This window comes from Myxococcus faecalis, assembly GCF_050039385.1.
Lineage (GTDB): Bacteria > Myxococcota > Myxococcia > Myxococcales > Myxococcaceae > Myxococcus > Myxococcus fulvus.
In genome coordinates this window covers 2,989,064-3,012,545 of sequence record NZ_CP144336.1, presented here as the reverse complement: position 1 = coordinate 3,012,545, position 23,482 = coordinate 2,989,064, and the positions used below count along the sequence as shown (strand labels likewise).

The 23,482-nt window shown below is 70.1% G+C and carries 18 protein-coding genes; 6 read left to right on the top strand and 12 right to left on the bottom strand.

Annotated features, from left to right (window positions below; all coding sequences use genetic code 11):
• Positions 1–14: 14 nt before the first annotated feature.
• The 4 genes from VZQ01_RS11865 to VZQ01_RS11850 form a co-directional block, all read right to left on the bottom strand.
• A complete protein-coding gene (locus VZQ01_RS11865) occupies positions 15–1,088 on the bottom strand; it encodes a PilW family protein (RefSeq protein ID WP_223746395.1) in 1,074 nt (357 codons plus the stop codon).
• On the bottom strand, positions 1,085–1,663 hold the full coding sequence (locus VZQ01_RS11860) for a type IV pilus modification PilV family protein (RefSeq protein WP_426747860.1): 579 nt from the start codon (positions 1,661–1,663) through the stop codon (positions 1,085–1,087). The genes VZQ01_RS11865 and VZQ01_RS11860 overlap by 4 nt, the downstream gene beginning before the upstream one ends.
• Positions 1,660–5,904, bottom strand: a complete 4,245-nt coding sequence (locus VZQ01_RS11855; protein ID WP_426747859.1) for a pilus assembly protein — start codon at positions 5,902–5,904, stop codon at positions 1,660–1,662. The genes VZQ01_RS11860 and VZQ01_RS11855 overlap by 4 nt, the downstream gene beginning before the upstream one ends.
• 208 nt (positions 5,905–6,112) lie before the next feature.
• A complete protein-coding gene (locus VZQ01_RS11850; protein WP_223746398.1) occupies positions 6,113–6,493 on the bottom strand; it encodes a peptide chain release factor family protein in 381 nt (126 codons plus the stop codon).
• A gap of 257 nt (positions 6,494–6,750) precedes the next feature.
• On the opposite strand from VZQ01_RS11850, the gene VZQ01_RS11845 reads away from it, so the two are divergent.
• On the top strand, positions 6,751–7,299 hold the full coding sequence (locus tag VZQ01_RS11845) for a YceI family protein (protein WP_223746399.1): 549 nt from the start codon (positions 6,751–6,753) through the stop codon (positions 7,297–7,299).
• A 161-nt stretch (positions 7,300–7,460) separates the two neighbouring features.
• Positions 7,461–8,156 (top strand): pirin family protein, encoded by a 696-nt coding sequence (locus tag VZQ01_RS11840; protein ID WP_223784842.1) that lies wholly within the window; start codon positions 7,461–7,463, stop codon positions 8,154–8,156.
• Positions 8,157–8,253: 97 nt separating this feature from the next.
• Here the strand turns inward: VZQ01_RS11840 and VZQ01_RS11835 are convergent, their stop codons facing one another.
• Positions 8,254–8,958: a hypothetical protein gene (locus tag VZQ01_RS11835; protein ID WP_267697732.1), complete on the bottom strand. Its 705-nt coding sequence runs from the start codon at positions 8,956–8,958 to the stop codon at positions 8,254–8,256.
• A gap of 253 nt (positions 8,959–9,211) precedes the next feature.
• Here VZQ01_RS11835 and VZQ01_RS11830 point away from each other — a divergent pair, with 253 nt between their 5' ends.
• A complete protein-coding gene (locus VZQ01_RS11830; protein ID WP_426747858.1) occupies positions 9,212–10,453 on the top strand; it encodes a vWA domain-containing protein in 1,242 nt (413 codons plus the stop codon).
• Positions 10,454–10,762: 309 nt separating this feature from the next.
• Here the strand turns inward: VZQ01_RS11830 and VZQ01_RS11825 are convergent, their stop codons facing one another.
• The 4 genes from VZQ01_RS11825 to VZQ01_RS11810 form a co-directional block, all read right to left on the bottom strand.
• Positions 10,763–12,418: a hypothetical protein gene (locus VZQ01_RS11825; RefSeq protein WP_426747857.1), complete on the bottom strand. Its 1,656-nt coding sequence runs from the start codon at positions 12,416–12,418 to the stop codon at positions 10,763–10,765.
• Entirely contained in the window at positions 12,415–13,233 is an 819-nt protein-coding gene (locus tag VZQ01_RS11820; protein WP_046711475.1) for an ABC transporter ATP-binding protein, read from the bottom strand. The genes VZQ01_RS11825 and VZQ01_RS11820 overlap by 4 nt, the downstream gene beginning before the upstream one ends.
• Positions 13,234–13,296: 63 nt before the next feature.
• Entirely contained in the window at positions 13,297–13,674 is a 378-nt protein-coding gene (locus VZQ01_RS11815) for a response regulator (protein ID WP_046711476.1), read from the bottom strand.
• 147 nt (positions 13,675–13,821) lie between these two features.
• Complete coding sequence (locus VZQ01_RS11810) at positions 13,822–14,067, bottom strand: hypothetical protein (RefSeq protein ID WP_141325909.1); 246 nt, start codon at positions 14,065–14,067, stop codon at positions 13,822–13,824.
• Positions 14,068–14,352: 285 nt separating this feature from the next.
• Between VZQ01_RS11810 and VZQ01_RS11805 the strand changes: the two genes are divergently transcribed.
• Positions 14,353–14,631, top strand: a complete 279-nt coding sequence (locus tag VZQ01_RS11805; RefSeq protein WP_046711478.1) for a hypothetical protein — start codon at positions 14,353–14,355, stop codon at positions 14,629–14,631.
• A 112-nt stretch (positions 14,632–14,743) separates the two neighbouring features.
• Here VZQ01_RS11805 and VZQ01_RS11800 read toward each other — a convergent pair whose 3' ends face one another.
• The 3 genes from VZQ01_RS11800 to ggt all read right to left on the bottom strand — a co-directional run bounded on the left by VZQ01_RS11800 (position 14,744) and on the right by ggt (position 19,544).
• Positions 14,744–16,639, bottom strand: a complete 1,896-nt coding sequence (locus VZQ01_RS11800) for a M3 family metallopeptidase (RefSeq protein ID WP_426748955.1) — start codon at positions 16,637–16,639, stop codon at positions 14,744–14,746.
• A 321-nt stretch (positions 16,640–16,960) separates the two neighbouring features.
• Positions 16,961–17,743 carry a TatD family hydrolase gene (locus tag VZQ01_RS11795; protein ID WP_426747856.1) on the bottom strand — a complete coding sequence of 261 codons (783 nt, stop codon included), beginning with the start codon at positions 17,741–17,743 and terminating at the stop codon, positions 16,961–16,963.
• Positions 17,744–17,747: 4 nt separating this feature from the next.
• Entirely contained in the window at positions 17,748–19,544 is a 1,797-nt protein-coding gene (ggt, locus tag VZQ01_RS11790; protein ID WP_426747855.1) for a gamma-glutamyltransferase, read from the bottom strand.
• A 458-nt stretch (positions 19,545–20,002) separates the two neighbouring features.
• Between ggt and glmU the strand changes: the two genes are divergently transcribed.
• Both glmU and glmS read left to right on the top strand, forming a co-directional pair.
• Positions 20,003–21,412 carry a bifunctional UDP-N-acetylglucosamine diphosphorylase/glucosamine-1-phosphate N-acetyltransferase GlmU gene (gene glmU / locus VZQ01_RS11785; RefSeq protein WP_426748954.1) on the top strand — a complete coding sequence of 470 codons (1,410 nt, stop codon included), beginning with the start codon at positions 20,003–20,005 and terminating at the stop codon, positions 21,410–21,412.
• Between the two features lie 109 nt (positions 21,413–21,521).
• On the top strand, positions 21,522–23,357 hold the full coding sequence (gene glmS / locus VZQ01_RS11780) for a glutamine--fructose-6-phosphate transaminase (isomerizing) (protein ID WP_223784849.1): 1,836 nt from the start codon (positions 21,522–21,524) through the stop codon (positions 23,355–23,357).
• Positions 23,358–23,482 lie beyond the last annotated feature (125 nt).

The following is a 23,482-nucleotide window of genomic DNA, read 5'->3' as shown; positions in this document are numbered from 1 at the left end:
GGGAATCCTCGGGCTCACAGGTTGGCGGCCGCCAGGTTGGGCAGCTCCATGCGACGGGTGAAGAGGCTGCGGTAGTAGCCGTCCGCGGCCACCGTGGGCGCCCGGACGTTGTTCTCCACGGTGACGGGCTTGTCGTCCGCCAGCACCGCGGAGCTCTGGCTGTTGCGGCGCGGGTTGCGGCCGGTGGCCACCACGCTGATGCGCAGCGTGCGCAGCCCCGACTGATGGTCGGCGCCCTGGCCGTGCCTCCAGGTGTACTGCGCCGGGTCATCCATGCCCGTGGTGTCGAACCCGAAGGCCACCTGGAAGTCCTCCACGTTCTCCTGCACGACGAAGGGCGTCGCCCCGGCCATGTCGGAGAAGGGGCGGCCCAGCGCGTCCGCCACCAGCCGGCCCTCGGTGCGCAGGAGCGACGGGCGCCTGGAGACCGGATGCGGGCCGATGAAGAAGTGCACCAGCCGCACCGGGTACACCAAATCCCCCTTCTGGAAGCCGCCCTTCTCCGGGGCGTTGGAGAAGCCCGGCGTGCCGGACTCGGCGTAGTTCACCCGGCCCGGCACGCCCGGCGTGGACGGGACGATGTTCAGCTCGGAGATGAGCGCCGCGGAGGTCATGTTGCTGACCAGGTGGAGCTGCGGGGCCTTGAGGCTCTGGGTGCAGTTGACCTCGAGCTCGCCGGTGCCGGGGCGCACCACGGACACGGCGGCGCCCGGGGTGACGCAGGGCTCGCCCAGGTAGTCGCGGTCCGGCACGACCAGCCACAGGTCGTCGCTGCCGTCGGCCGTGGTGACGTTGCCGGAGGTGCCCGCGCCGGTGGTGCCGTCGCGTCCGAAGAAGGCGCTGGTGCGCACCGGGACGCCGTTGCGGCGCACCCAGATGCCGTTGGGCGCGCCCGCGCCCGCCTGGCGCACCAGGCTCATGATGGCCTCGCCCGCCAGGCGCGCCGAGTCGTGGCTGTCCGTCGTGTGCTCCGTGTTGTGGACCACGCGGCTGCCGGCCACCATCAGCGCCGCGGCGGCCGCGATGATGATGCTGGTGAGCGCCAGCGCCACCATCGTCTCCAGCAGCGTCATGCCTCGCGTCTTCATTGGACGAACACCTCGCTGTGCGCCTGCGCGCGGGCGGCCGTGTCGCCCTTGCGCACGATGCGGGCCCAGACCGTCACCGGCTGGGCGCCCGGGGGGAGGACTCCGGGGACGGCGGGCTCCCTGGGCAGCCCCTTCGTCACCAGCATCTCCCGGCAGTACGTGCCGTCCGGCAGCGCGGGGGCGTTGCACGGCGTGCCGGCGGGGATGCCCGCCAGGGGCTCCACCGTGCCGTCGGCGGACAGCTTGAAGTAGGCGCCGGAGGAGGGGTCCCCCGGCACGTGCGTGCTCACGTCCGCCTTCCACGGCGCCGCGCCCGGGGCCAGCTCCGTGGGGAAGGTGGCGGGGCGCTCCACCGCGTCGACGAGGAGCCTCGACTTCGAGGCTAGCCGCAGCCGCTGCATGCTGGCGTCGAGCATCATCCGCTTGGCCTGCAAGAGCTGCCCGTCATGGACGTCGCGGGAGGCGAACACCATGCCTCCCACCGCGCCCGCGGCGGCCAGGGCCAGCACGCCCATGGACACGAGCACCTCGACGAGACTTGCGCCGCGGCGCGCGGCGAGACGTTGCGAGCTCATTCGAAGAACCTCTGGCTCCAGTTGAGCAGCCGGAAGACGAAGCCGTTCTGGCCGTTGACGCGCATCTGCTCCTTCGCCTCGGGGGTGTTCGCCCCCGCCGGGTCGTTCACCGTGTGGCGGGCAATCTTGCTCACGCCCAGGCCGATGACGTGGCTCTGGGACGACGCGCCGCTGCCCTGCTGGAACACCGCCACGCCGCCGAAGTTGGCCACCGTCATGGAGGACAGGCTGCTGACGGCCCCCGTCCCCGACGTCGCCGTGTTGCCCAGGTCCAGCGCCCACGTCTTGCCGCTGATGTTGCCCTCGACGGACATCAGGTCGGAGCCGATCTTCCCGTTCGCGGTGGAGAAGTACGCGGTGCGCCCCGCGACGGTGATGGTGCCGTACACGTGCTGCGGAGCGCCGAACGTCAGCGGGAAGGGCGTGGGCTCCTGGAGGATGCCCTGCTGGGTGGCCAGCCCCTTGGCTTCCGAGGCGCTGATGTTGGTGCCGTCCAGCTTGAGGCCCGCGGTGCCCAGCGGCAGCCGGCGCGAGGTGCCCAGCAGCGCCAGGTGCAGCTGGCCCGCGTCGTCGGCCGGCACCCAGTCCACGCCGCCCGTGCCCACCAGGGCCACCAGCTCCCCCTCGTAGTCCTTCAGGGCGCTGCCCGCGGTGATGTTCTGGGGCAGGCGCGCCAGCGCCACGTTGGTGGAGAGCGGCCGGCGGTCACCGGTGACGGACTGCGCGTCCAGCCCGGTGAACTTGCACGGCGTGGCGCACGGCGGGTTGGCGCGCGCCACGTTGACGTTCTGCCCGGTGGCGCCGTCCAGCTCCCACAGCTTGCCCTCCATGTCGCCGGTGTACACGCGCGCCGCGCCGCCGGTGTCCGTCAGGACGGTGGGCGCGTGGGGCGGCGTGTTGTCCACCCAGGCCTGGGTGTAGCCGCGCTCCCACTGCCACAGCTTCTGGCCGGTGGCGATGTCGATGGCGAACACCTGCATGCCGAAGGTGGGCGAGCCCTGCGCGCCCGAGCTGCTGGAGCCGACGAAGACGGTGTACGTGGGCTCCAGGCCCTGGCGCACCACGCCCACCGACAGGCCCCGCGTGCCGCCCATCTCCGTGTAGTTGTAGAGGCCCGTGGGGTGGCGGCCCGGGTCGTCCAGGGGCGCCATGACGAAGTGGGCCGTCTCCTCGCGCCACTTCCACGCCCACTGGGTCCCGCCCGTGTCACGGTCCGCCAGCTCCACCGGCGCGTGCGGAGGGAAGCTGCCCGCCTGGAAGTGGCTGCCCACCAGGTGCCACAGCAGCACGGGCCTGAGCGGGTTGGTGATGTCGAGCGCGAACAGGTCCCGCCCCTTCTGGCCCGCGTTGGCCACCAGCACCGTGTGCCACTCGCGCTTGCCGCTGCCCACGAAGTCCGCGAAGACGTCCAGCACCACCGGCGCGCTGTTGACGGCCGCCGCGTTGCTGCGCAGCCACGGCAGCTGGGTGGCGGGCAGGAAGCTCCACAGCTCCGTGCCCGGCGGGGGCGTGGAGCCGCTCTGGAAGCTGGCGCTCCAGTTCTTGGGGAAGGCCGTGTCCGCGGGGCTGACGTTGGGGAAGGACAGGCTCTCCGCGGGGCCCGCGTAGCGCGCGCCGCCGGACACGTAGAAGGCGTGGAGCTGACCGTCCAGGCCCGCGGCGTAGGCCACGGTGGGCCGGGGCGCGACCTTGTCCGGGATGTACCCGCTGGGCTTCACCACCGCGGGCGAGGAGTGCACGAAGCCGCCCAGGCGCGCGCGGTTCTCCGCGTCCTCGTTGTTGCACTGGCTGTCGGAGGGCTCGAGCACGGGGCTGCCCGAGCCGTCGTTGCCGGTGGAGGTGGCGTAGCAGAAGCCGCGCACGCGCTGGAGCATCTGCGCCACCGCGTTGAAGTCGTTGGCCAGCTTCGCCTTGTTGATGGCGGCGGTGCTCTGGCCGAAGTCGGTGCCCGCGAGCTGCTCGGTGAACTGCACCGCCTGCTGCAAATCACACACGCCGTCGCCGGTGGGCGTGGTGACGAAGTCGAAGCGCGAGGTGTCGTCGGGGTTCTTGACCTCGCCCAGCTTGAGCACGTCCACGCAGTGGGGGTTGGGGCCCGAGCCGTAGTTGGCGTTGATGGCGGTGCCGGCCACGTTCTGCGGCTTCCAGCCCACCTGGAGCACACCGCGCGGCGCGCGCAGGCCGGTGCCCAGGGACGGGTTCTCCTTCACCTGGCCACCGAAGTAGGTGAACAGGTTGCGCTCGCGCGGGTGGGGCATGACGGTGTCCGCGTCCCACAGGGTGGCCTCGTCCAGCGCGCTCTCGCCGGTGGCGAGCGCGTTGCCGCCGATGAGCGAGTGGGCGCGCAGGTGGCCCGGGTAGTAGGGGAACACCCAGTGGGAGCCCTGCGTCGGCAGGAACGTGTCCGCGCCGGGCGGGTAGCCCCTCACCGCGTCGTACGTGGCCGCCATCACCAGCGCGCGCGAGCCGTCGCCGTCACTGCCGTTGGGGTCCTCGAAGGCCACGGGCGCGGACAGGGCGCGCTCGTTGCTCAAGGGCTCCGAGCCCAGGTTGAGCAGCGTGTTGAGCACGATGCGCGTGCCGGGGACGCTCGACTTGAAGTCGTGGCCGGCGAGGTAGACGACGGTCGCCTTCTTCGGGTCGTTGTCCTTCTGGTTGAAGGTGAAGAAGTCGTGACCGCGCCGGGCGTCCTGGCCGACGTGGGTGGCGTTGTCGTAGACGTGCTCGTCCTTGTGGCCGTACCAGCTCACCGCGAGCCGCCGCACGCCGTCCTTGTACGTCGCGCGGTAGTTCTCCGTGTGGCCCACCACGTTGTTGAAGCGGAAGTCTCCCATCTGGGAGAACGGGTCCCCGGCGTTGGGGTAGATGACGCACTGGCCGCGGTTGCGCTCCGCCTGCGCCATGTAGTCCGGGTCCGTGCAGTTGCGGCCGTCCCAGCTCCTGCCGCCGCTGAGCTGGTTGATTTGAAAGCCGGACTCGGCCTGGAAGCGCGAGGAGAGCACGGGCGTGCGGTCCGGCTTGAGCGTCGCCTCGTAGGACCAGATGCTCGCGCACTCGGCGAACAGGCCGTTGCCGCGCTGGTTGGTGAAGTACTCCACGTTGTTGAGGGCGTTCTCGCGCTGGGTGGTGGCGCCGTCGCCGTTGGGCACGTACTCGCGGCGGGTGATGTTCCCGATTTCCCAGTGGGGCGCCCAGAACACCTTGTAGCGGGGCTTCTTGGTGACGGGGTCCACCGCGTTGAGCAGGCCGTTCTTGAAGGTGGCGGTGGAGACCAGGTCCGCGTTGGCGTGGAGCGCGTCGTAGATGAGGCCGGGCTTCTTGCCGTTGAGCGTGCAGCCGGACGTCGTGCCCTCGGGGCAGCCGCCCGCGCCCGGGAAGTCCAGGCCGGCGTTGCGCAGGTAGTCGTCCAGCATGCCGCCCTTCACCAGCGGGTCGCCGGCGCTGTTGAAGCCGTCCGACAAATCCAGCAGGGCAATCTTGGGCGGGACGCGGTTGATGCGGCGGGCCACCGGCGCGGTGAACTCGATGGTGGCCTGGTGCATGCGCACGTGGTGGCAGCCGCTGTTGTTGGTGAAGGTGGCGCAGCCCCGGGCGCAGGTGGTGCGGAACTTCTCCGGGGACAAATCACCGGAGCCCGAGCGGATGAAGTCGATGGCGTTCTTCGCGTCCTCGGCGGCGATGATGAAGGCGCCGCCCGAGTAGCGCGCGGTGGTGAAGCGCGGGTTGGCGACGGTGTGGTTCAGCGTCACCGCCGTGAAGTAGGGCCGGGCCTGGGTCGCGGTGGTGGTGAAGTTCTCGATGGCGGCGTTGGGATAGACGCCGCTCGCGGGGAAGGGGACCCCGTAGTTCACCGGCACCACGGGCTGCTCGTTCTCCTTGGTGTTGGTGATGGTGAAGTCGCAGCCGTCGTTCCACCGGTCGTCATTGGCGGGCGCCGGCGCGGTGTGACGGTTGGTGGGCACGCACCGGTTGGGGGACGTCTTCTGGTCGTTGATGGCCAGATACACCGTCACCGGGTTGTTGGCGTTGAAGCCGCCCGGCTGGTTCGCCTGGAGGATTCGCCACACCAGACCGTACGCGGACAGCGAGCCGCAGCCCTGCTGGAAGGTCGCGTTCTCGGGGATGATGAGCGAGCCGCGACTGAAGGTGACGAGGTCCGCCGCGGACGCGGGGAGCGCCAGCAGGACGCACATCGCGAGCAGCGCGCGACGCAGCAGCGAGGAGGGGGGCCGAGGGCTCATGGGGTGCTCCCACCGGGGGGTGAGCCGACCCGGGACAGGGTCAGCCTGGCCACCCGACTGCACACCCTGTGCCCGTCTCCGACGCCCGCTTGCTCCCAGTGGAGTGCTGGAAACTTCTCCTCAGCCCTGAATGCTCGGGGGACGAACGGCTATGAAAACTTTGCGACTCCGCAACGGCTTGCGTAGCCAGGCGCCCGGGAATCCCGAGCTACCAGTCGCCCTTGCCCCGCAGGGACTTCTTCTCCGACGTGCGCTTCTTTCCTTCGAGTCTGCGTCGCTTCGCACCGGCGGAGGGGCGCGTGGGGCGGCGCACCTTGGGGACGATGGTGAGCGCCTTCAGGCCCTCGCGCAGTCGCTCCAGGGCCACGCCCTTGTTCTGCGTCTGGCTGCGCCGCTCGGTGGCGGAGACGGACAGCTCGGTGGCCGCGTGCGTGAGGCGCACGCCGCTGGCGGTGGTGTTGCGGTGCTGCCCGCCGGGACCGGAGGCGATGAAGTAATCCACCTCGCACGTCTTCAGCAGGGCCTCGTCGTCGAGCGCGAGGGCCTCTCGCGCGGCTTGTCGGCGGGTGGGTGAGGTCGTGGTGGTCATGGCGTCTCTCGAAAGGTAGCCCTCGACGCCGGTGTCTTGCACCGACTGACTCGGCGCCCTCGCGCTCCCGCTCCCACCCGGCCTGCCTCCGTCCTCCAGGCGGCCGGGCAGGCTCTCGGGGTGAGAGGGTGGCTGTATCAATTTGAGATGACTTGCGCCGACTCAAGCTTGGGTCTGGAGTGATTCCAGTGGGTTATGTGTTGGCCTGACGGTTGCTCTATGGGTGGTCAGACGCGGTAACCCAAGGAGACACGGACATGGCCCTCAAGACCTGGCAGTTGGACGCGGCGCACACGACGGTCGGCTTCATGGTTCGCCACATGGTGGTGGCGAAGGTGCACGGCCGGTTCACGAAGTTCGAGGGGAAGGTGGTGGTGAACGGGGACGACCTGTCGCAGGGCTCGGCGGAGGTGAAGATTGAAGCGGCGAGCATCGACACGGGCGTGGAGCAGCGTGACAACCACCTGCGCTCGCCGGACTTCTTCGACGCGGCGGCGTTCCCCAAGCTCATCTTCCGCAGCAAGCGCGTGCAGGACGCGGGCAAGGGGCACTACCGCGTGGTGGGCGACCTGACGATTCGCGACGTCACGCGCGAGGTGACGCTGGACACGGAGTTCCTGGGCAAGGTGAAGGACCCGTGGGGCAACGAGCGACTGGCCTTCCAGGCGAGCACCAGCATCGAGCGCAAGGAGTTCGGGCTCTCGTGGAACCAGGCGCTGGAGGCAGGCGGGCTCCTGGTGGGTGAGCGTGTCGATATCACCCTGGACGTGCAGGCGGTGGCGGTGGCGGCGGAGCAGGCGGCGTGAAGTGGCATGCGGCGGGGCGCCCGCTGTCCCGCAGGTCCGTGACGGGCGGGCTGTTGGTCGGAGCCTCGGGCCTGGTGGGTGGCGGGCTCCTGTCGCGCCCCGCAACGCGGGGCGAGGTTGATGCATCTGAGTTGCAACTCGAAGGGAAAGGGAGGCAGGCGATGATCTACGTCCGGAATGCAGAGGAGAGGGGCCATGCCAACCACGGCTGGCTGGACACGCATCACACGTTCTCGTTCGCGGACTACTACGACGCGGACTTCATGGGGTTCCGCACGTTGAGGGTCATCAACGAGGACACCGTGGCGCCGCAGCGCGGGTTCGGCATGCACCCGCACCGGGACATGGAGATCATCACCTACGTGCTGGGCGGGAAGGTGGAGCACCGCGACAGCATGGGCACCCAGGCGGTCATCCAGCCGGGTGAGGTGCAGCGGATGAGCGCGGGGACGGGCGTGGTGCACAGCGAGATGAACAACTTCTCGGAGCCGCTGCACATGCTGCAGATCTGGATCCTCCCGAAGGAGAAGGGCCTGAAGCCGGGCTACGAGCAGAAGGCGTTCGACGCGAAGGAGCGTCAGGGGCGCTTCCGGGTGGTGGCGTCGCCGGATGGGCGGGAGGGCTCGCTGACGGTGCACCAGGACCTGCTGCTGCACGGCACGCTGCTGGGCAAGGGCGAGTCCGCCGAGTACGCGCTCTCGCCGGGGCGTCACGCCTGGGTGCAGGTGGCGCGGGGCTCGGGCACGCTGAACGGTGTGAAGGTGAAGGCGGGTGACGGCGTGGCGGTGTCGTCCGAGGACAAGCTGGTGCTCACCGCCGACACGCCGGTGGAGGCGCTGCTGTTCGACATGGCCTGAGCGCGCGAGCGCCGGGCGTTCGCGAGTCGCACCCGGGCCGGGTGGCGAGGACCTGGATGAAGGTCCCTGCTCCCCGGCCCTCGTGCGTCCTGGGACTTCAGCGCATGTCGAGCGTGAGGCTGGTCCTGGCCGTGCGCCCGTCCTCGGCGGTGGCGACCACGGTGACGGCCACGGGGATGCGGGCGACGCTCGTCGTGGTGGCGATGAGGATGTTGGCGGATGCCTGGTCACCGGGGACGACGACGGGCTGGGCGGTGATGCGCCGCGAGTCGGACTCCAGGGTGAGCGTCAGCGGGCCGGTGAAGCCCTCGGCGCGCGTGAGCTGCACGGGCGTGAGCTCCGACTGTCCGACGAACAGGGTGAGCTGCCGCTGCGCGAGGGCGATGGAGAAGTCGGGCTGACTGGTGGTGGCCGGGAGGACCACGACGTAGAGCTCGGCGCCGGAGACCAGGTCCTTGCCGGAGTCGTTCGCCAGGAGCAGCGTGCGCTGGGCGCCGGTGACGGCGATGTCCTGCGCGACGCTGACGGTGACCATCTGGGTGGTGATGCCCTCGCCCTCGGGGACGATGATTTCGGGCGCCATGGTGATGCCCTCGGGCGCGGACTCCATGTTCACGCGGAGCTCCCCGGGCTGGTCGCCCACGCGGTTGAGCGTCACCTCGAACTGGGTGGACTGGCCGGGCTCGAGGCTCACGGCCCAGGGCATGGTGAACTGGAGCCGGTAGTAGGGCGAGTTGCTGTTGCACGAGGCGACGAGCAGACAGCCGAGGAGGAAGAGGCTTCGGCGGAGGACGGGCATCATGGGCGTGGTTCTCCCGGGAACGGCTCAGCATGAAACCGCCGCCCCCCGTGGAGCAAGCCGCCCGGATGGACAGCGTGCGCGGAGCGACATCGGCGGCGTGAAGGAAGCAGGACATCCCAACGTCCGGGATTCAGGGGCATTCCTCGGCGAAATGTGGGGGGCGTAGACCTTTGGACGGGCTGGTCCGTTCATGGAGGGGAACGCGCGCGCAGCCACCCCTTTTTCCACGCAGACCCTTCCTCCGGAGTTCGCCATGGACCTTTCGTCCCTGTCGCGGGCCGTGCTGTCGGCCGCGCTCGCCCTCACCCTGTCCTCCACCCCCGCGCTGGCCGAGTCGCTGCCGAGGGCCGCGGTCACCACGCCTGCCCTGCCGCAGGGCGACGTGGCGCCCAAGGTCCAGGACGTCGTGGCGCCCAAGGTCCCCGACAAGGTCGAGGTGAATGCGGCCCGGCCCGAAATCGAGGTGGTGTTCGTGCTGGATACGACGGGCTCGATGAGCGGCCTGTTGGAGGGGGCCAAGCAGAAGATCTACTCCATCGCCTCGCGCATCGCGCAGGGTCGGCCCACGCCGCACCTGAAGGTCGGCCTGGTGGCGTACCGGGACGTCGGCGATGACTACGTGACGAAGCGCTTCGACCTGAGCGACGACCTGGACACGGTGTTCGCGAACCTGCGTCGCTTCCAGGCGGGCGGTGGAGGAGACACGCCCGAGCACGTGGGGCGCGGGTTGGGTGAGGCGGTGTCGAAGCTGTCGTGGAGCCAGGACCGCACGGTGATGAAGGCCATCTTCCTGGTGGGGGACGCGCCTCCCGCGGCGCGCAACGACGACTGGGACTTCAATCACTGGGCGCAGCGGGCGCGCGACAAGCACATCGTGGTGAACACGGTGCGGTGCGGCCTGGATGCCGAGACGCAGAAGTCGTGGAAGTTCGTGGCGAAGCTGACGGACGGCACCTACGACTCCATCGACCAGTCCGGCGGCATGGTGGCGGTGACCACGCCCTATGACGCGGAGCTGGCGAAGGTGAATTCGGAGCTGGCCTCCAAGACGCTCTACACCGGCAAGGCGGCGGTCCAGGCGAAGAACAAGGAGCGGGCCAAGGCGATGGCGGAGCTGGCGCCGGAGGCCGCGTCGGAGCGCATCAGCTACATGCGCAAGACGGCGGACAAGGGCTCGTCCGGCGCCGCCGCTCCGAGCAGCGCGCCCGTCGCGGTGGAGGGCGCGGTGGACCTGGTGGTCGCGCCGGGGGCGCTCGCTCGGGTGAGCGCCGACGAGCTGCCCGATGAACTCAAGGGCCTGGATGACAAGGCGCGCGCGGCGAAGGTGAAGCAGCTGGGCGAGGAGAAGAAGGTGCTGGAGGCGAAGGCCTCCAAGCTGGCCGCGGAGCGCGAGGCGTGGCTCGCGAAGAACCGCTCCGAGAAGGAGGACGCCTTCGACGCCAACGTGATGAGGGGCGTCAAGGCGCAGGCCGCGCGGCACGGCGTGACGTACTGAGGTCGCTGGGCGGCCGCTCCGAGAAGGAGGACGCCTTCGACGCCAACGTGATGAAGGGCGTCAAGGCGCAGGCCGCGCGGCACGGCGTGACGTACTGAGGTCGCTGGGCGGCCGGAGCGGGGGGCTCCGGCGCCAGAGGCGCATGCGTGTCGGCGCGGCGTGGCGACGCTACTTGATGTGGTGCCGCACGAGACGGGCTGCCCCTCGCAAGGCCGATGCTTGCGACGCCGCCCGGTGCGATGCGTCCGGAAAAGGACCCGCTCCTTGCGTGGAGTCTGCTCGCGTCGCGGGGCTCGTCGGCGCGACGAGCTACTCGCGCGTCACCGCCTGGAGGATGGCCTCGCGCCGCCGGTCCAAGAGGCGCAGCGCCAGCGGGAGCGAGGCCCGGTAGATGGCCAGGTAGAGGCCCGCGCACAGCGCGATCATCATCGCGGACTGCCAGGTGGGCCCGTCCTTGCCGGCGAGCTTCAGCGTCCAGCCGAAGGGCATGCACCCGATGCTGGCCGCGACGATGCCGAGCATCGACGCCGTCAGGGGCACCTTGTCGCGCCGCTTGAGGTTCGCGTGGAACTTCACCGGGAAGTAGAGCGACAGGAAGTTGCCCGCGGCCATCAGGATGGGCAGCACGCCCACCACCGCGGCGAGCGCGCACGCGATGTCCACCCACGTGCCGAAGCCGAAGTACACCCGGTAGAACAGCGCCACCAGCACCGCCATCCCGAGCGCGGCCGCCGCCTGCACCCGGTTCTTCGCGTGCAGCACCTCCTCCAGGTTCAGCGGCGCCGCGAGGAACGCCGCGAAGCCCTGCCCGTCATAGGCGAATGTGTTCTGCGAGAACGTGGACGCAATCACCACCGCGCCATAGATGCACAAGCCGCCCATCAACCACGTGTCCGCGGAAGCCCCCAGCAGGAACACGAACAGGTCCCGCCCGGACAGCAGCTTCAGCAGGATGGCCAGGATGAAGGGCACCGACGCGAGCAGCCTCGCGCGCGGGTTTCTCCACAGGTCCAGCGCCTCGCGCGTCACCAGCGTGGAGAAGCGCGTGCGCGTGCGCGCGAACGGGTTCCCATCCTGCGAGTCCTTCGACTGCGGCCCCGCGCGCCCGGCCTGCCGGTGGAAGCGCATGAGCAGCGCGTACGCCACGCCCATGCCCAGCGCGGCGAAGAACAACAGGCCCACCGCCTCCGCCATCGCCACGCGCGGACGGAACCACGCGAGCTGCCCCAGGCCATCTCCGAAGAAGCCTGGCGGCACGCGGCCCAGCGCCACCGCCGCGTTGATGATGAGGCTCATGTCCAGCGCGTCCACGCCCTCGGTGCCCACCGCCGTCAGCCACGACGTGTCGATGGGCGGGATGAACGACGCGGCCACCAGGAAGGCCAGCAGGCCGCCGCCCATGATCTCCGCGCTGCGCTTCTCGCGCAGCACGTTGATGACGGCGTACAGCGCCACCCGGCTCCACGCGGCGCACAGGAGCGCGAACAAGACGTACAGCACCACCGCGAGCCACGGCGCCCACAGCCGGTTGACCGACGCGAAGCCCAGCGCCGCGCCGGTGAGCGGCGCGTAGAACACCAGCGCGCGCGGCTCGAAGAGGCTGGCCACCGTGGAGGCGATGAGCAGCCGGAATGGCGAGATGGGGAAGGCCGCGTACCGGCTCAGCTCCGAGTGGTCATCCACGCCCGCGGACAACAGCGGCCACGTCACCCAGACGGAGAAGGTGACGAAGCACAGCAGGTTGAGGATGAAGTACGGCCACACGTCGCTCCGGGCCACCGGGCCCAGCCGCATCAGCCCGAAGAAGAACAGGCCGAAGAACACACCCGGCGCGCTGGACGCGAGGAACGCGCCCACCGCCAGGAGCCGGCTCTTGCCCGGCCCCTGGTTCAGCCCGATGTCGAAGCGCAGCCCCCACAACAACAAGAGGTGCCGGAAGAAGCCCGGGACGGCGGGGCGGCTCATGCCGGCTCCCGCAGCGCGACGACGGGCGCGGGCGCCTCACCGTAGAAGGACAGGCGCGCGTTGCGCGAGGCCGGCACCGCGATGAGCTTCTCGAACACCGCCTCCAACGATGGACAGTCGTAGCGTCCGAGCAGCGACGACACCGTCCCCTGGTCCAGCATCCGCCCGCCCTGGATGATGCCCGCGTGCGTGGCCAGCCGCTCCGCGATCTCCAGCACGTGCGTGGTGAGCAGCAGCGTCACCCCGCGACGCGACAGCTCGCGCAACAGCTCCCGGATGACGCCCGCGGCCAGCACGTCGATGCCCTCGAAGGGCTCGTCGAGCAGCACCAGCTCCGGCGCGTGGATCAACGCCGCGGCGATGGCGAGCCTGCGCCGCATCCCCTTGGAGTACTCGGCGACGAGCGCGCCCGCCTTGTACGTCAGCTCCGTCAGCTCCAGCAGCTCCGCCGCGCGCGAGGCCGCCTCGTCACCGTCCAGGCCGTACATGCGCGCGCAGAACGTCAGGTACTGCCGGCCGGTGAGCCGCTCGAAGAGGCTCAGCTCCTCGGGCACCACGCCCACCCGGCGCTTGACCTCCATGGGCTTGTGCACCGCGTCCACGCCCAGCATGCGGATGCTGCCCGCGTCGGGGCCATACACGCCCGTCAGGAGCGCGATGCTGGTGGACTTGCCCGCGCCGTTGGGGCCCAGGTACGCGTAGAAGGCCCCCTTCGGAATCTGGAGGTCCAGGCCGTTGAGCGCGGTGAAGGAACCGAAGCGCTTGACGAGTCCGCGCGCGTCGACGGCCAGTTCATCGGAAGGGGAGGGCGTCATGAAGTGGCGCCATCTCACCCGAGCCGGCACCCCGCCGACAACCCCACCCGGGGCCCGGAGGCGTCAGTGCACGAACGTCATCTCCGGCATGCCGACGATCTGCTGCACCGTCTGGCGGACCTTGTCCAGGTCCACCGGCTTGGAGATGTAGCCGGCGGCGCCCACCAGCTCCGCCTCCCACTCGAAGCCGTAGCCCGAGATGATGATGATGGGCAGTCCCCGAGCGCGCGGCATCTTCTTCAGCGCGTCGAGCAACCCCCAGCCGCTCATCACCGGCATTCGCAGGTCCAGCAGCACGGCGGCGGGCATGTCGCCCTCGAGATGATCCAACGCCTCCCGGCCATTGGCGGCCTGGGCGGTTTGGTAACCCATCTCCTCGAGGGCATCGCAGATGAGCGTGCGGTGACTCGCGTCGTCATCGACGACCAGGATGTGGGACATGGCAGGGCCTCAGAGGGGAGCTGCGGCGTCTCTAACCGCGGGATTCTATGGGCCGCAAGATGGGAACGGCTGCGGGATTCCGGAAGGGGGCACGCGACTTTTCAACAGCCAACCACCCTCGGGATACAGCCATCCTCGGGACCCGCGTCACTCGTGCGTCTTCTTCGTCACGTCCGCGTCGCCGGGCGCCTGGGCGGTGTCCGTGCGGCGCAGGTACGTGTTGTGCGCGTAGCCCTGGCGAGACAGTCGCTGGGACTCGATGGCGTCCGCGACCTTGGTGCACACCTGGCTCAGGAGCCTCAAGGACTCCGCCAACAACTTCTCGGCGTGGTCCTGGGCATCGGCGTTCTTGATGGTGGTTCGCTCCTTGCGGAACAGCCCTGGCAACCTCATTCCTCTAAATCTAGGAGACCCCGACGCCCCGCGCCACCGCCCCCACGGGGCCCGGGCGCCGCGCGGGCCTCCAGACCGGGCGCCGCCAGGCCCCTTAACCTGATTGACGGCCCAGCAAATTTACATTTTTGAGCAGTCACCGCGGACCTCGCTCGCCCGCCCCCCCTGACTGTCGCGTAACCCACGGATATCAAAGGCGCTTAACGAATTTTCAAGAGGGGGGATGACAGGAAGTTAATTGATCCCTACATTGCCCACGTCGCATTGGACGCAAAGGAGCTGCGCATGGCTTACGACGGCGAGCTGGTGAAGATGCAGAACGGTCGCTGGGCGCGGTTCCAGCGGTGCCAGGTGTACCGCCCGGGCGTGGCGGACGCGGGTGAGACCATGTTGCTCATCGCGGTGGAGCTGGAGGAGCGCTACCAGCTCCTGCTCGACGGGGCGGCGGACTCGCTGGCCCAGTACCGCTACCAGGGCGTGCCCGTGCAGGTCCGGTTGGATCCGGAGGCGCAGGCCATCACCCTCCAGCCCGAAGTGGCTCCGTCCGCACCCGCGGTGCACTGACTCCCACGCTCCTCGTGAGCGCGGCGGAGCCGGTTTGACGGATTCACAACACAAGGGGCCTCGCGATTCACATCGCGGGGCCCTTTGAATTTACAGCCGCCGGCGTGACGCGTCAGCGGCCCTCCAGCCAACGCGAGTAGGCCCCGAAGTCGTAGCCCCGTCCCAGGAAGTCGCGCACCAGGTCCGCGGCGTCCTCGGAGCCCCCGGGCGCCAGCACCTTGTCGCGGTACCTCCGGGCCGTCTCCACGTCCATCAGCCCGTGCGCCTCGAACGGGGTGAGCAGGTCCCGCGCGATGACGAGCGACCAGAGGTACGTGTAGTAGAGCGCCGAGTAGTCCCCGTCGAGCTGGGTGAAGGCCAGGTGGGCGTAGGTGCCGTCCACGGCGCGGAAGGGCAGGTAGCGCTCCTGGAGCGCCAGCACGCGCGCGGTGGAGTCGCGGCCGGCGGGGTCCCCGTCGTGCAGGTGGAGGCTGACCGCGGCGTAGAAGAGCTGCTGGCGCACCCACAGCCCCTTGCCGAAGGAGTCCGCGCGGCGCATGCGCGTGATGAGGTCCTCGGGCAGCGGCGCGTCCGTGTCGATGTGCCGGGCGAAGCGCTGCAGGGTCTCCACGCTCCACGCCCACTCCTCCAGCACCTGGGCGGGCGCCTCCACGAAGTCCACCTCCGTGCGCGTGCCGGACAGCCCCGCCCAGCGCGTGCGGCCGCCCAGGAGGTGGTGCAGCAGGTGGCCGAACTCGTGGAAGAAGGTGCGCACCTCGGAGTGCTGCAGGAGCGCCGGGCGCGCGCCGGGGCGGGGGAAGTTGCACGTGAGCACGCCCTCGGGCAGCGCCTTGCCCGCGCGGCCCACGGCCAGGTCCCACTGCGCCGCGTGGGTGTACTTGCCCGGGCGCGGGTGCATGTCCAGGTAGAAGCGGCCCAGGCGCACGGGGCCCTCGAGGACGTCGTAGACCTCCACGTCCGGGTGCCACACGGGCGCGTCGACCACGCGCCGGTAGGTGAGCCCGAAGAGGCGCGCGGTGAGGTCCAGCACGCCCTCCTTCACGCGCGTGTATTCGAAGTAGGGCCGCAGCTCGCGCGAGTCGAAGCGGAAGCGCTCGGCGCGCACCCGGTCCTCCAGGAAGGCCTGCTCCCAGGGCTCCACGCGCGTGGCCTCGGGCTCGTCGCGGCGCTTCCTCTCGAGCAGCGCGTCGTACTCCTCGCGCACGCGCCCGGTGACGGTGGTGGACAGCGACTCGATGAAGTCCGCCGCCACGTCCTGGCGCTTCACCATCTTGTCCTCGGCCGCGTACGCCGCCCACGTCGGGTAGCCCAAAAGCGTCGCCAGCGCGTGGCGCGCCTGGAGCATGCGCGCGAGCGTCACCAGGTTGCGCGGGTGGCCCCGGCGCCGGCCCAGCCGCCACAGCGCCTCGCGCGTGGCCGTGTCGCGCGCGTACGTCATGAAGGGGCCCAGGTCCGACGTGTCCGTGCGCAGCCGCACCCGCCCGTCCGGGCCCGGCGGGTGCGCGCGCACGTAGTCCTCCGGCAGGCCCGCGAGCGCCGAGGGCGCCACGTCCAGGTGCCGCACGTCCTCGTGGATGTGCCGGCTGAACTCCTGGCCCAGCAGGATGAGCTCCTCCTGCAGCTGCCGCACGCGCTCGCGCGTGGCCTCGTCGCGGTCCACCCCCGCGCGCTTGAAGCCGCGCAGCACCCGCGCCATCCAGTGCCGCGTCACCGCGTCCTGCCCCGCGAGCGTCAGCCCCGACAGCACGTCGTAGACGCGCCGGTCCAGCGCGATGTCCGTGCGCACCCGCTCCACCGCCTGCTCACACCGCTCGGCGGCGGCGCGGAAGGCCGCGTCCGGATGCACGTTGGCGCCGATGCCCGAGCGCCCCACGACGTCGTCCAGCAGCGCCATCGCGTCGTCGTACGTGGTGAGCACCTCCACCTCGGGCGCCGCTCGCGTGGACGGCGCCGTCAGCTTCGCCACCGCCGCGCGCGCCGTCTGGATGTCGCGCCGACACGCCTCCATGAACCGCGAGGGGCTCACGGCCAGCAGTCGCCCCGCGTCCGGCACCAGCAGCGCGCCTCGTGCGTCGCCCGCGCGGACAGGGCCCTGCCGGGACGGGCCCGTACAGCCCGCCAGCAGCAGCGTGACGACGATGACGAACCTGAAACGCAAAGGCCCTCCCGAACCGGCAAGTGTGGAAGCGGAGCGCGCCACCTGGGGGCTAACCCGTACCCGCTTTCGCAAAGAGGACGGATGGGAGTCCAGTTTGTTGCAAAATTTCAGTGAAAGCGGAGTCGCGGGGCCTACCCGTGCGGGCCTGAAAAAGGGGTCGGCGAGGGTGGCTCAGGGGGTGAGCTGGAAGAAGCGGGCGGCGTTGTCGCGGGTGACGCGGCGCACGAGGCGCTCGGACAGGCGGGCCTTGGACAGGAGGTTGGTGACGCGGGCGAGGCCCAGGATGTCGCCCGCGCCGTCGCCGGCGTCGGAGTTGAGCACCAGCCGCTCGCTGCCGAGCCTGCGCACGAGGATGACGGCGCGCTCGGCGACGAGCGCCTCGGGGTGCAGCGTCAGCCCGGCCCAGTGGCCCACCTCCAGGATGGTGCGCACGGTGCGCGCGCTGGCGTGGTCCACCAGCACGCGCGAGGGCAGCACGCCGGACTGGCGCAGCAGCGTGAGGATGCGGCGCGTGTGTCGCTCCTTGTCGGCCAGAGGCGTGTGCACCACGACGCGCAGCTTGAGGCGGCGCGCCAGGGCGAGCTGCTCGAGGAAGGCCTCCTCCTCCTCCTCGCCGCCGGCGTGCAGCCCCGTCTCGCCGAGCGCGACGACGCGGCCGCCCTGGAAGTAGTCGGGCAGCGTGGAGAGGACCTCCGACAGCCCGCGCCGGGGGATGCAGCGCGGGTGGACGCCCAGCGCGGCGTACGCGCGGATGCCCAGCTTCTCCAGCCGGGGGAGCTGCCGCTCGACGATGTCGTCGAAGTGGCGCAGCAGCGCCTTGGACGTGGGCTCCGGGAAGTGGTGCGCGACGACGAGCGCCCGCTCCACCCCGAAGAAGCGCATCGACTCCAGGTCCTGGTCGCTCAGGCTCTCGGGGTGCAGGTGCGCGTCGAAGATGGGGAGGGGCTCGGCCACGGCGTCAATCCTGTCCCAGGGAGACACCTTCGTTGCGAGGGTCGCTCGCGGCGAAGCGCAGCCCCGTCTTGGGGTCGACGAAGACGGCCTCCGCGTCGCCCCACTGCTCCACGCGGCGCACCTTGTGGCCCTTGGCCTCCAGCGCCGACAGCGTGGCGGGCTCCAGCCCCCAGCGGTCCACCCACAGCTCGTCCGGCAGGTACTGGTGATGCACCCGGCCCTCGTTCACCGCGCGCACCACGTCCATGCCGCCGTCCACCACGTTGCTGATGACCTGGATGACGGTGGTGGGGATGGTGGAGCCGCCGGGGCTGCCCACCGCGAGCATCACCTTCTTCGGGTCCTCCTTGGAGAACACCAGCGTGGGGGACATGGAGGACTGGGGCACCTTGCCCGGGTGGACGGCATTGGGCTCGCCGGTGACGAGGCCGTACGCGTTGGGCACGCCGGGCTGGGCCGCGAAGTCGTCCATCTCGTCGTTGAGCAGCACGCCGGTGCCCTTGGCCACCACGCACGAGCCGAAGCTGTAGTTCACCGTGGTGGTGAGCGCCACCGCGTTGCCCTGCTTGTCGACGATGGAGATGTGCGTGGTGTTCTTGCGCTCCGGCTCCGGCGTCAGCGTGGTGGGCTTGTCCGTCAGCGTGGAGCCCTGCTGCGTGCCCGCCGCCTGCGGCAGCAGCGCCAGGCTGGAGGTGGCCTTCTTCGGGTCGATGGAGCCCGCCAGGTCCGCGATGTGTCCCTTCGAGATGAGCCGCTGGGTGGGCACGTCCGCGAAGTCCGGGTCGCCCAGGTACTTGGCCCGGTCCACGTACGCGCGCCGCAGCGCCTCCACGTACAGGTGCACGCTGTCCGGCTCCCGCCAGGTGAAGCCCTGGGGCCTGAGCTGCTCCATGGCGCCCAGCACCTGGAGCACCGCCACCCCGCCCGCGCTCGGCGGCGGCATGGTGAGGATGCGGTGGCCGCGGTAGCTGCCCTCCAGCGCCTGACGCTCGCGCGTCTTGTACGACGACAGGTCCTCCAGCGTGACGATGCCGCCGCCCGCCTTCACCGTGTCCACGATGCCCTTGGCCACGCTGCCCGCGTAGAAGCCCTTGGCGCCGCTCTTCGACACGGCCGTCAGCGTGCGCGCCAAATCAGGCTGGCGCACCAGGTGGCCCACCGGCGGGATGATGGCCTCGCCCTGCTCGTTCTTGGTCAGGAAGATGCGGCGGGCCTCCGGGTCCTTGCGGAGGCACTCCAGCCGGCCTTCCGCCAGCGCGCGGTAGCGGGGCGTCACCCACAGGCCCTTCTTCGCCGCCTCGATGGCTGGCGCCAGCACCACGGCGCGCGGCAGGGTGCCGTGCTTCTCCAAAAGCTCCAGGTAGCCCGCCACCGCGCCCGGCACCGCGACGCTCAAGACGCCGTCGGTGGACAGCCCCGGCACCACCTTGCCGTCCTTGACGAACATGTCGCGCGTGGCCGCCTTGGGCGCCACCTCGCGGAAGTCCAGCACCCGCGTGGTGCCCGTCTTCGCGTCGTGCACCAGCGCGAAGCCGCCGCCGCCCACGCCCGAGTGGTAGGGCCCCACGACGGCCGCCACGAAGGCCGCCGCCACCGCCGCGTCCACCGCGTTGCCGCCGCGCTCGAGCATCTTCAGCGCCGCCTCGCTCGCGGGCGGGTACGCCGTGGCCACCGCGCCACCCCGGTACGGCCGCGCCGCCTGGGCCACGCCCGCCACCAGCATCAGCACCACCAGCGCCGCCGCCTCCAGCACCTTCGCGCGCGTGCGCGGGGCCTGCTTCTCGAAGCTCGTGTCGTTCACGGAATCCACCCCTCCTCGGGGCGCAATCAATACCTTGTGGCTGGCATTCGTCGCAGGGGATGTGTTACCCGGCGGACACTCACCCACACCTTGGGGCCGGGACTCGGGGGCGCCTGAGCGACTACACCTCTCCCGGTATGCACGAACTGTCCGCACCGGACCATGATTTCAACTCGGCAACATTTTTCCTCTTGGATTGTTCCTCCAGAGGGAGCATCCTTCCCCCATCATGAGCCGCGAGTGGGGGAGCACATGAGCGCACCGGTCATCCCAGACAAACAGCCCCGACCCGGGTCTGTTCCGCCCTCCGGCCGGGTCACCCTCTTCCTCAAGCCCAGCTTTGGAATCACGGTGAAGAGCAACGCGCTGTGTGTCGCCGTGCAGGCAAAGCCCCGACCCGACAACACCTCGGAGACTTCGGAGCTTCGCCCGGTTGACGACTCGAATCCCGGTCCCTAATCCTCCGCCGCATGACAGCTCTGTCGGCGGTGGTGCTGTGTGCGGGCAAGGGCACGCGGATGAAGTCGAAGAAGGCCAAGGTCCTTCACGCCATCCTCGGAAAGCCCCTGTGCGCGTATCCCCTCAAGCGAGCGCTCGAACTCGGTGCCACGTCGGTGGTGCCGGTGGTGGGCCATCAAGCGGAGAGCGTGGAGAAGGAGGTGCGCGCCCTGTTTCCCCAGGCGCCCCTCACCTTCGCGCTCCAGCGTGAGCAGCGGGGGACGGCGGACGCGGTGCGCTCCGCGGAGGAGGCCCTGAAGGGGTTCTCCGGGCGCGTGCTCATCCTCTACGGGGACGTGCCGTTGCTGCGCAAGGAGACCCTGGCGTCGCTGCTGGCCGCGCACGACGCGGCGGGCGGCGTGCTGGCGATGGTGACGACGGTCCTGGAGGACCCCACCGGCTACGGGCGCGTGCTGCGCGAGGGGGGCCGGGTGACGCGGGTGGTGGAGCAGAAGGACGCCAGCCCCGAGCAGCGCGCGGTGAAGGAGTGCAACGCGGGCATCTACTCCGTCGACGCGGCCTTCCTCTGGAAGGCGCTGGCCGAAATCAAGCCGAACAACGCGCAGGGCGAGTACTACCTCACGGACCTGGTGGAGCTGGCCGCGAGGCAGGGCCCGGTGGGCACCGTCGTGGCGGACGCCACCGAGACGGCGGGGGTGAATGACAAGGTGGAGCTGGCGGCGCGGGCCAAGGTGCTCCAGCGGCGCATCAACGACGCGCACATGCGCGCGGGCGTCACGCTGCACGACCCGGACACCACCTTCATCGAGGAGGACGTGGTGGTGGGCTCGGACTCCGAGGTGGGCCCGGGGGTGTCGCTGACCGCGGGCAGCGTCATCGGCGAGGGCGTGGTGATTGGCCCCGGCTGCGTGGTGAGCGCCTCCACGGTGGCGGACGGCTCCGTGCTCAAGCCCTACTCCGTGCTGGAGGAGGCGAAGGTGGGAGTGCGGAACGTCATCGGCCCGTTCGCCCGCCTGCGCCCGGGGACGGAGCTGGCAGAGGACGTGCATCTGGGCAACTTCGTGGAGACGAAGAAGGCGCAGATCGGCAAGGGCAGCAAGGCCAACCACCTGACTTATCTGGGGGACGCCCGGATTGGCGCGGGCTGCAACATCGGCGCGGGCACCATCACCTGTAATTATGACGGGGTGAACAAGAGCCTGACGCAGCTGGGCGACGGGGTCTTCATCGGCTCCGATACGCAGCTGGTGGCGCCGGTGCAGGTGGGTGACGGGGCCTATGTCGGGGCGGGCACCACGGTGACGAAAAACGTGCCTCCTGGGAGCCTCGCTGTGTCACGTGCGCCACAGGTGACGAAGGAAGGCTGGGTGGCCGCGAAGAAGGCGCGCCGCGCGGCCAAGGGTGGTTGAGGCAGGGCGTGGCTCTTGCTTGGGGGGCGGCCGGTCAGCCGCTCCCGGAGATGTACGGGTATCCCTCGGTTTGCTCCGGCGGGCGTGGGCGTGAGAGAGAGGTCAGAACATGTGCGGGATTGTTGGTTACGTCGGTGACAAGGAATCGGCTCCCATCCTCGTTTCCGGGCTGAAGAAGCTCGAGTACCGGGGATATGACTCGGCGGGCGTGGCGGTGGTGAACCGCAACGAGCTCAACGTGGTGCGCGCCACGGGCAAGCTGCGCAACCTGGAGAACCGCGTGGTGGCGGACCAGCCGAAGGGGAACATCGGCATCGGTCACACGCGCTGGGCCACGCACGGGCGTCCCTCGGACGAGAACGCGCACCCCCACACGTACAAGAACGTCGCGGTGGTGCACAACGGCATCATCGAGAACCACCTGGCGCTCAAGGAGCAGCTGCGCGCCAGGGGCCATGTCTTCTCCTCGGAGACGGACACGGAGGTCTTCGCCCACCTCATCTCGGACGAGCTGGAGAAGGGCAAGGACCTGCCGGACGCGGTGCGCGGCGCGATTGAGCAGGTGAAGGGCACGTACGCGCTGGCGGTGGTGAGCGCGACGGACCCCAACCGCATCGTCGCGACGAAGAACGCGTCGCCCATGGTGCTGGGCCTGAGCGAGGGCCAGAACTTCATCGCCAGCGACGTGCCCGCGGTGCTCGAGCACACGCGCGACATCGTCTACATGGAGGAGGGTGACCTGGCCATCGTCACCGCCGCCAAGGTGGACATCTTCAACCGCCAGGGTCAGCCGGTGAACCGCGCCACCCGCCGCATCGACTGGACGCCGATGATGGCGGAGAAGGGCGGCCACAAGCACTTCATGCACAAGGAGATCTGGGAGCAGCCCCGCGCGGTCGCGGACACGCTGCGCGGCCGGATGCTCCTGTCCGAGGGCGACGTCCACTTCGAGGGCTGGAACCTGACGCCCGAGAAGGTGCGCTCGCTCACGAAGATCACGATTCTCGCGTGCGGCACGTCGTGGCACTCGGGCGTGGCCGGCAAGCACATGATTGAGACGCTGGCGCGGCTGCCGGTCGAGGTGGAGCTGGCGAGCGAGTTCCGCTACCGCGACCCCATCGTCGAGGGCACGCACCTGGCCATCGCCATCAGCCAGTCGGGTGAGACGGCGGACACGCTGGCGGCGTTCAAGGAGGCCAAGGCGCGCGGGGCCACGGCGATGGCCATCTGCAACGTCATTGGCAGCGCGATGACGCGCGAGGCGGAGTTCTCCGTCCTGACGAACGCGGGCCCGGAGATTGGCGTCGCGTCCACCAAGGCGTTCACCACGCAGCTGGTGGCGCTCTACCTGCTGGCGGTGAAGCTGGGCCGCATGCGTGGGACGTTGTCGGTGCAGGCGGCGCAGGAGCACCTGACGCACCTGACCGAGATCCCGAAGATGATCGAGGACGTGCTCAAGTGCGAGCCGGCCGTGAAGCGCGTAGCGCGTGAGTTCATGAACGCGCAGGACTTCCTCTTCCTCGGCCGTGGCCCCATGCACCCGGTGGCGCTCGAGGGCGCGCTGAAGCTGAAGGAGATTTCGTACATCCACGCGGAGGGCTACGCGGGTGGCGAGATGAAGCACGGCCCCATCGCCCTCATCGACGAGAAGATGCCGGTGGTGGTCATCGCGCCGAAGCAGCCGCACGTGGCCTACGAGAAGATCATCGGCAACGTGGAGGAGGTCCGCGCGCGCGGCGGCAAGGTCATCGCCGTCATCGACGAGGACGACAAGCAGGTGGACGGCCTGGCGGACCACGTCATCCGGATTCCGGCGGCGTGCGCGCTGCTGGCGCCGGTGGTGGCCACGATTCCGCTGCAGCTCCTCGCGTACCACGTGGCGGAGATGCGCGGGAACGACGTGGACCAGCCGCGCAACCTGGCCAAGAGCGTGACGGTGGAGTAGCCGTCGCTCGCGCCTCCTGATGCACGCGGAGCCCGGGTTCCCCTGATGGGGGCCCGGGCTCCTGTCGTTCCGGGGCTCGGGCCTCCCCGCTGGGCCGGCATGCTGTCGCCCGGAGGAAGTCGCGG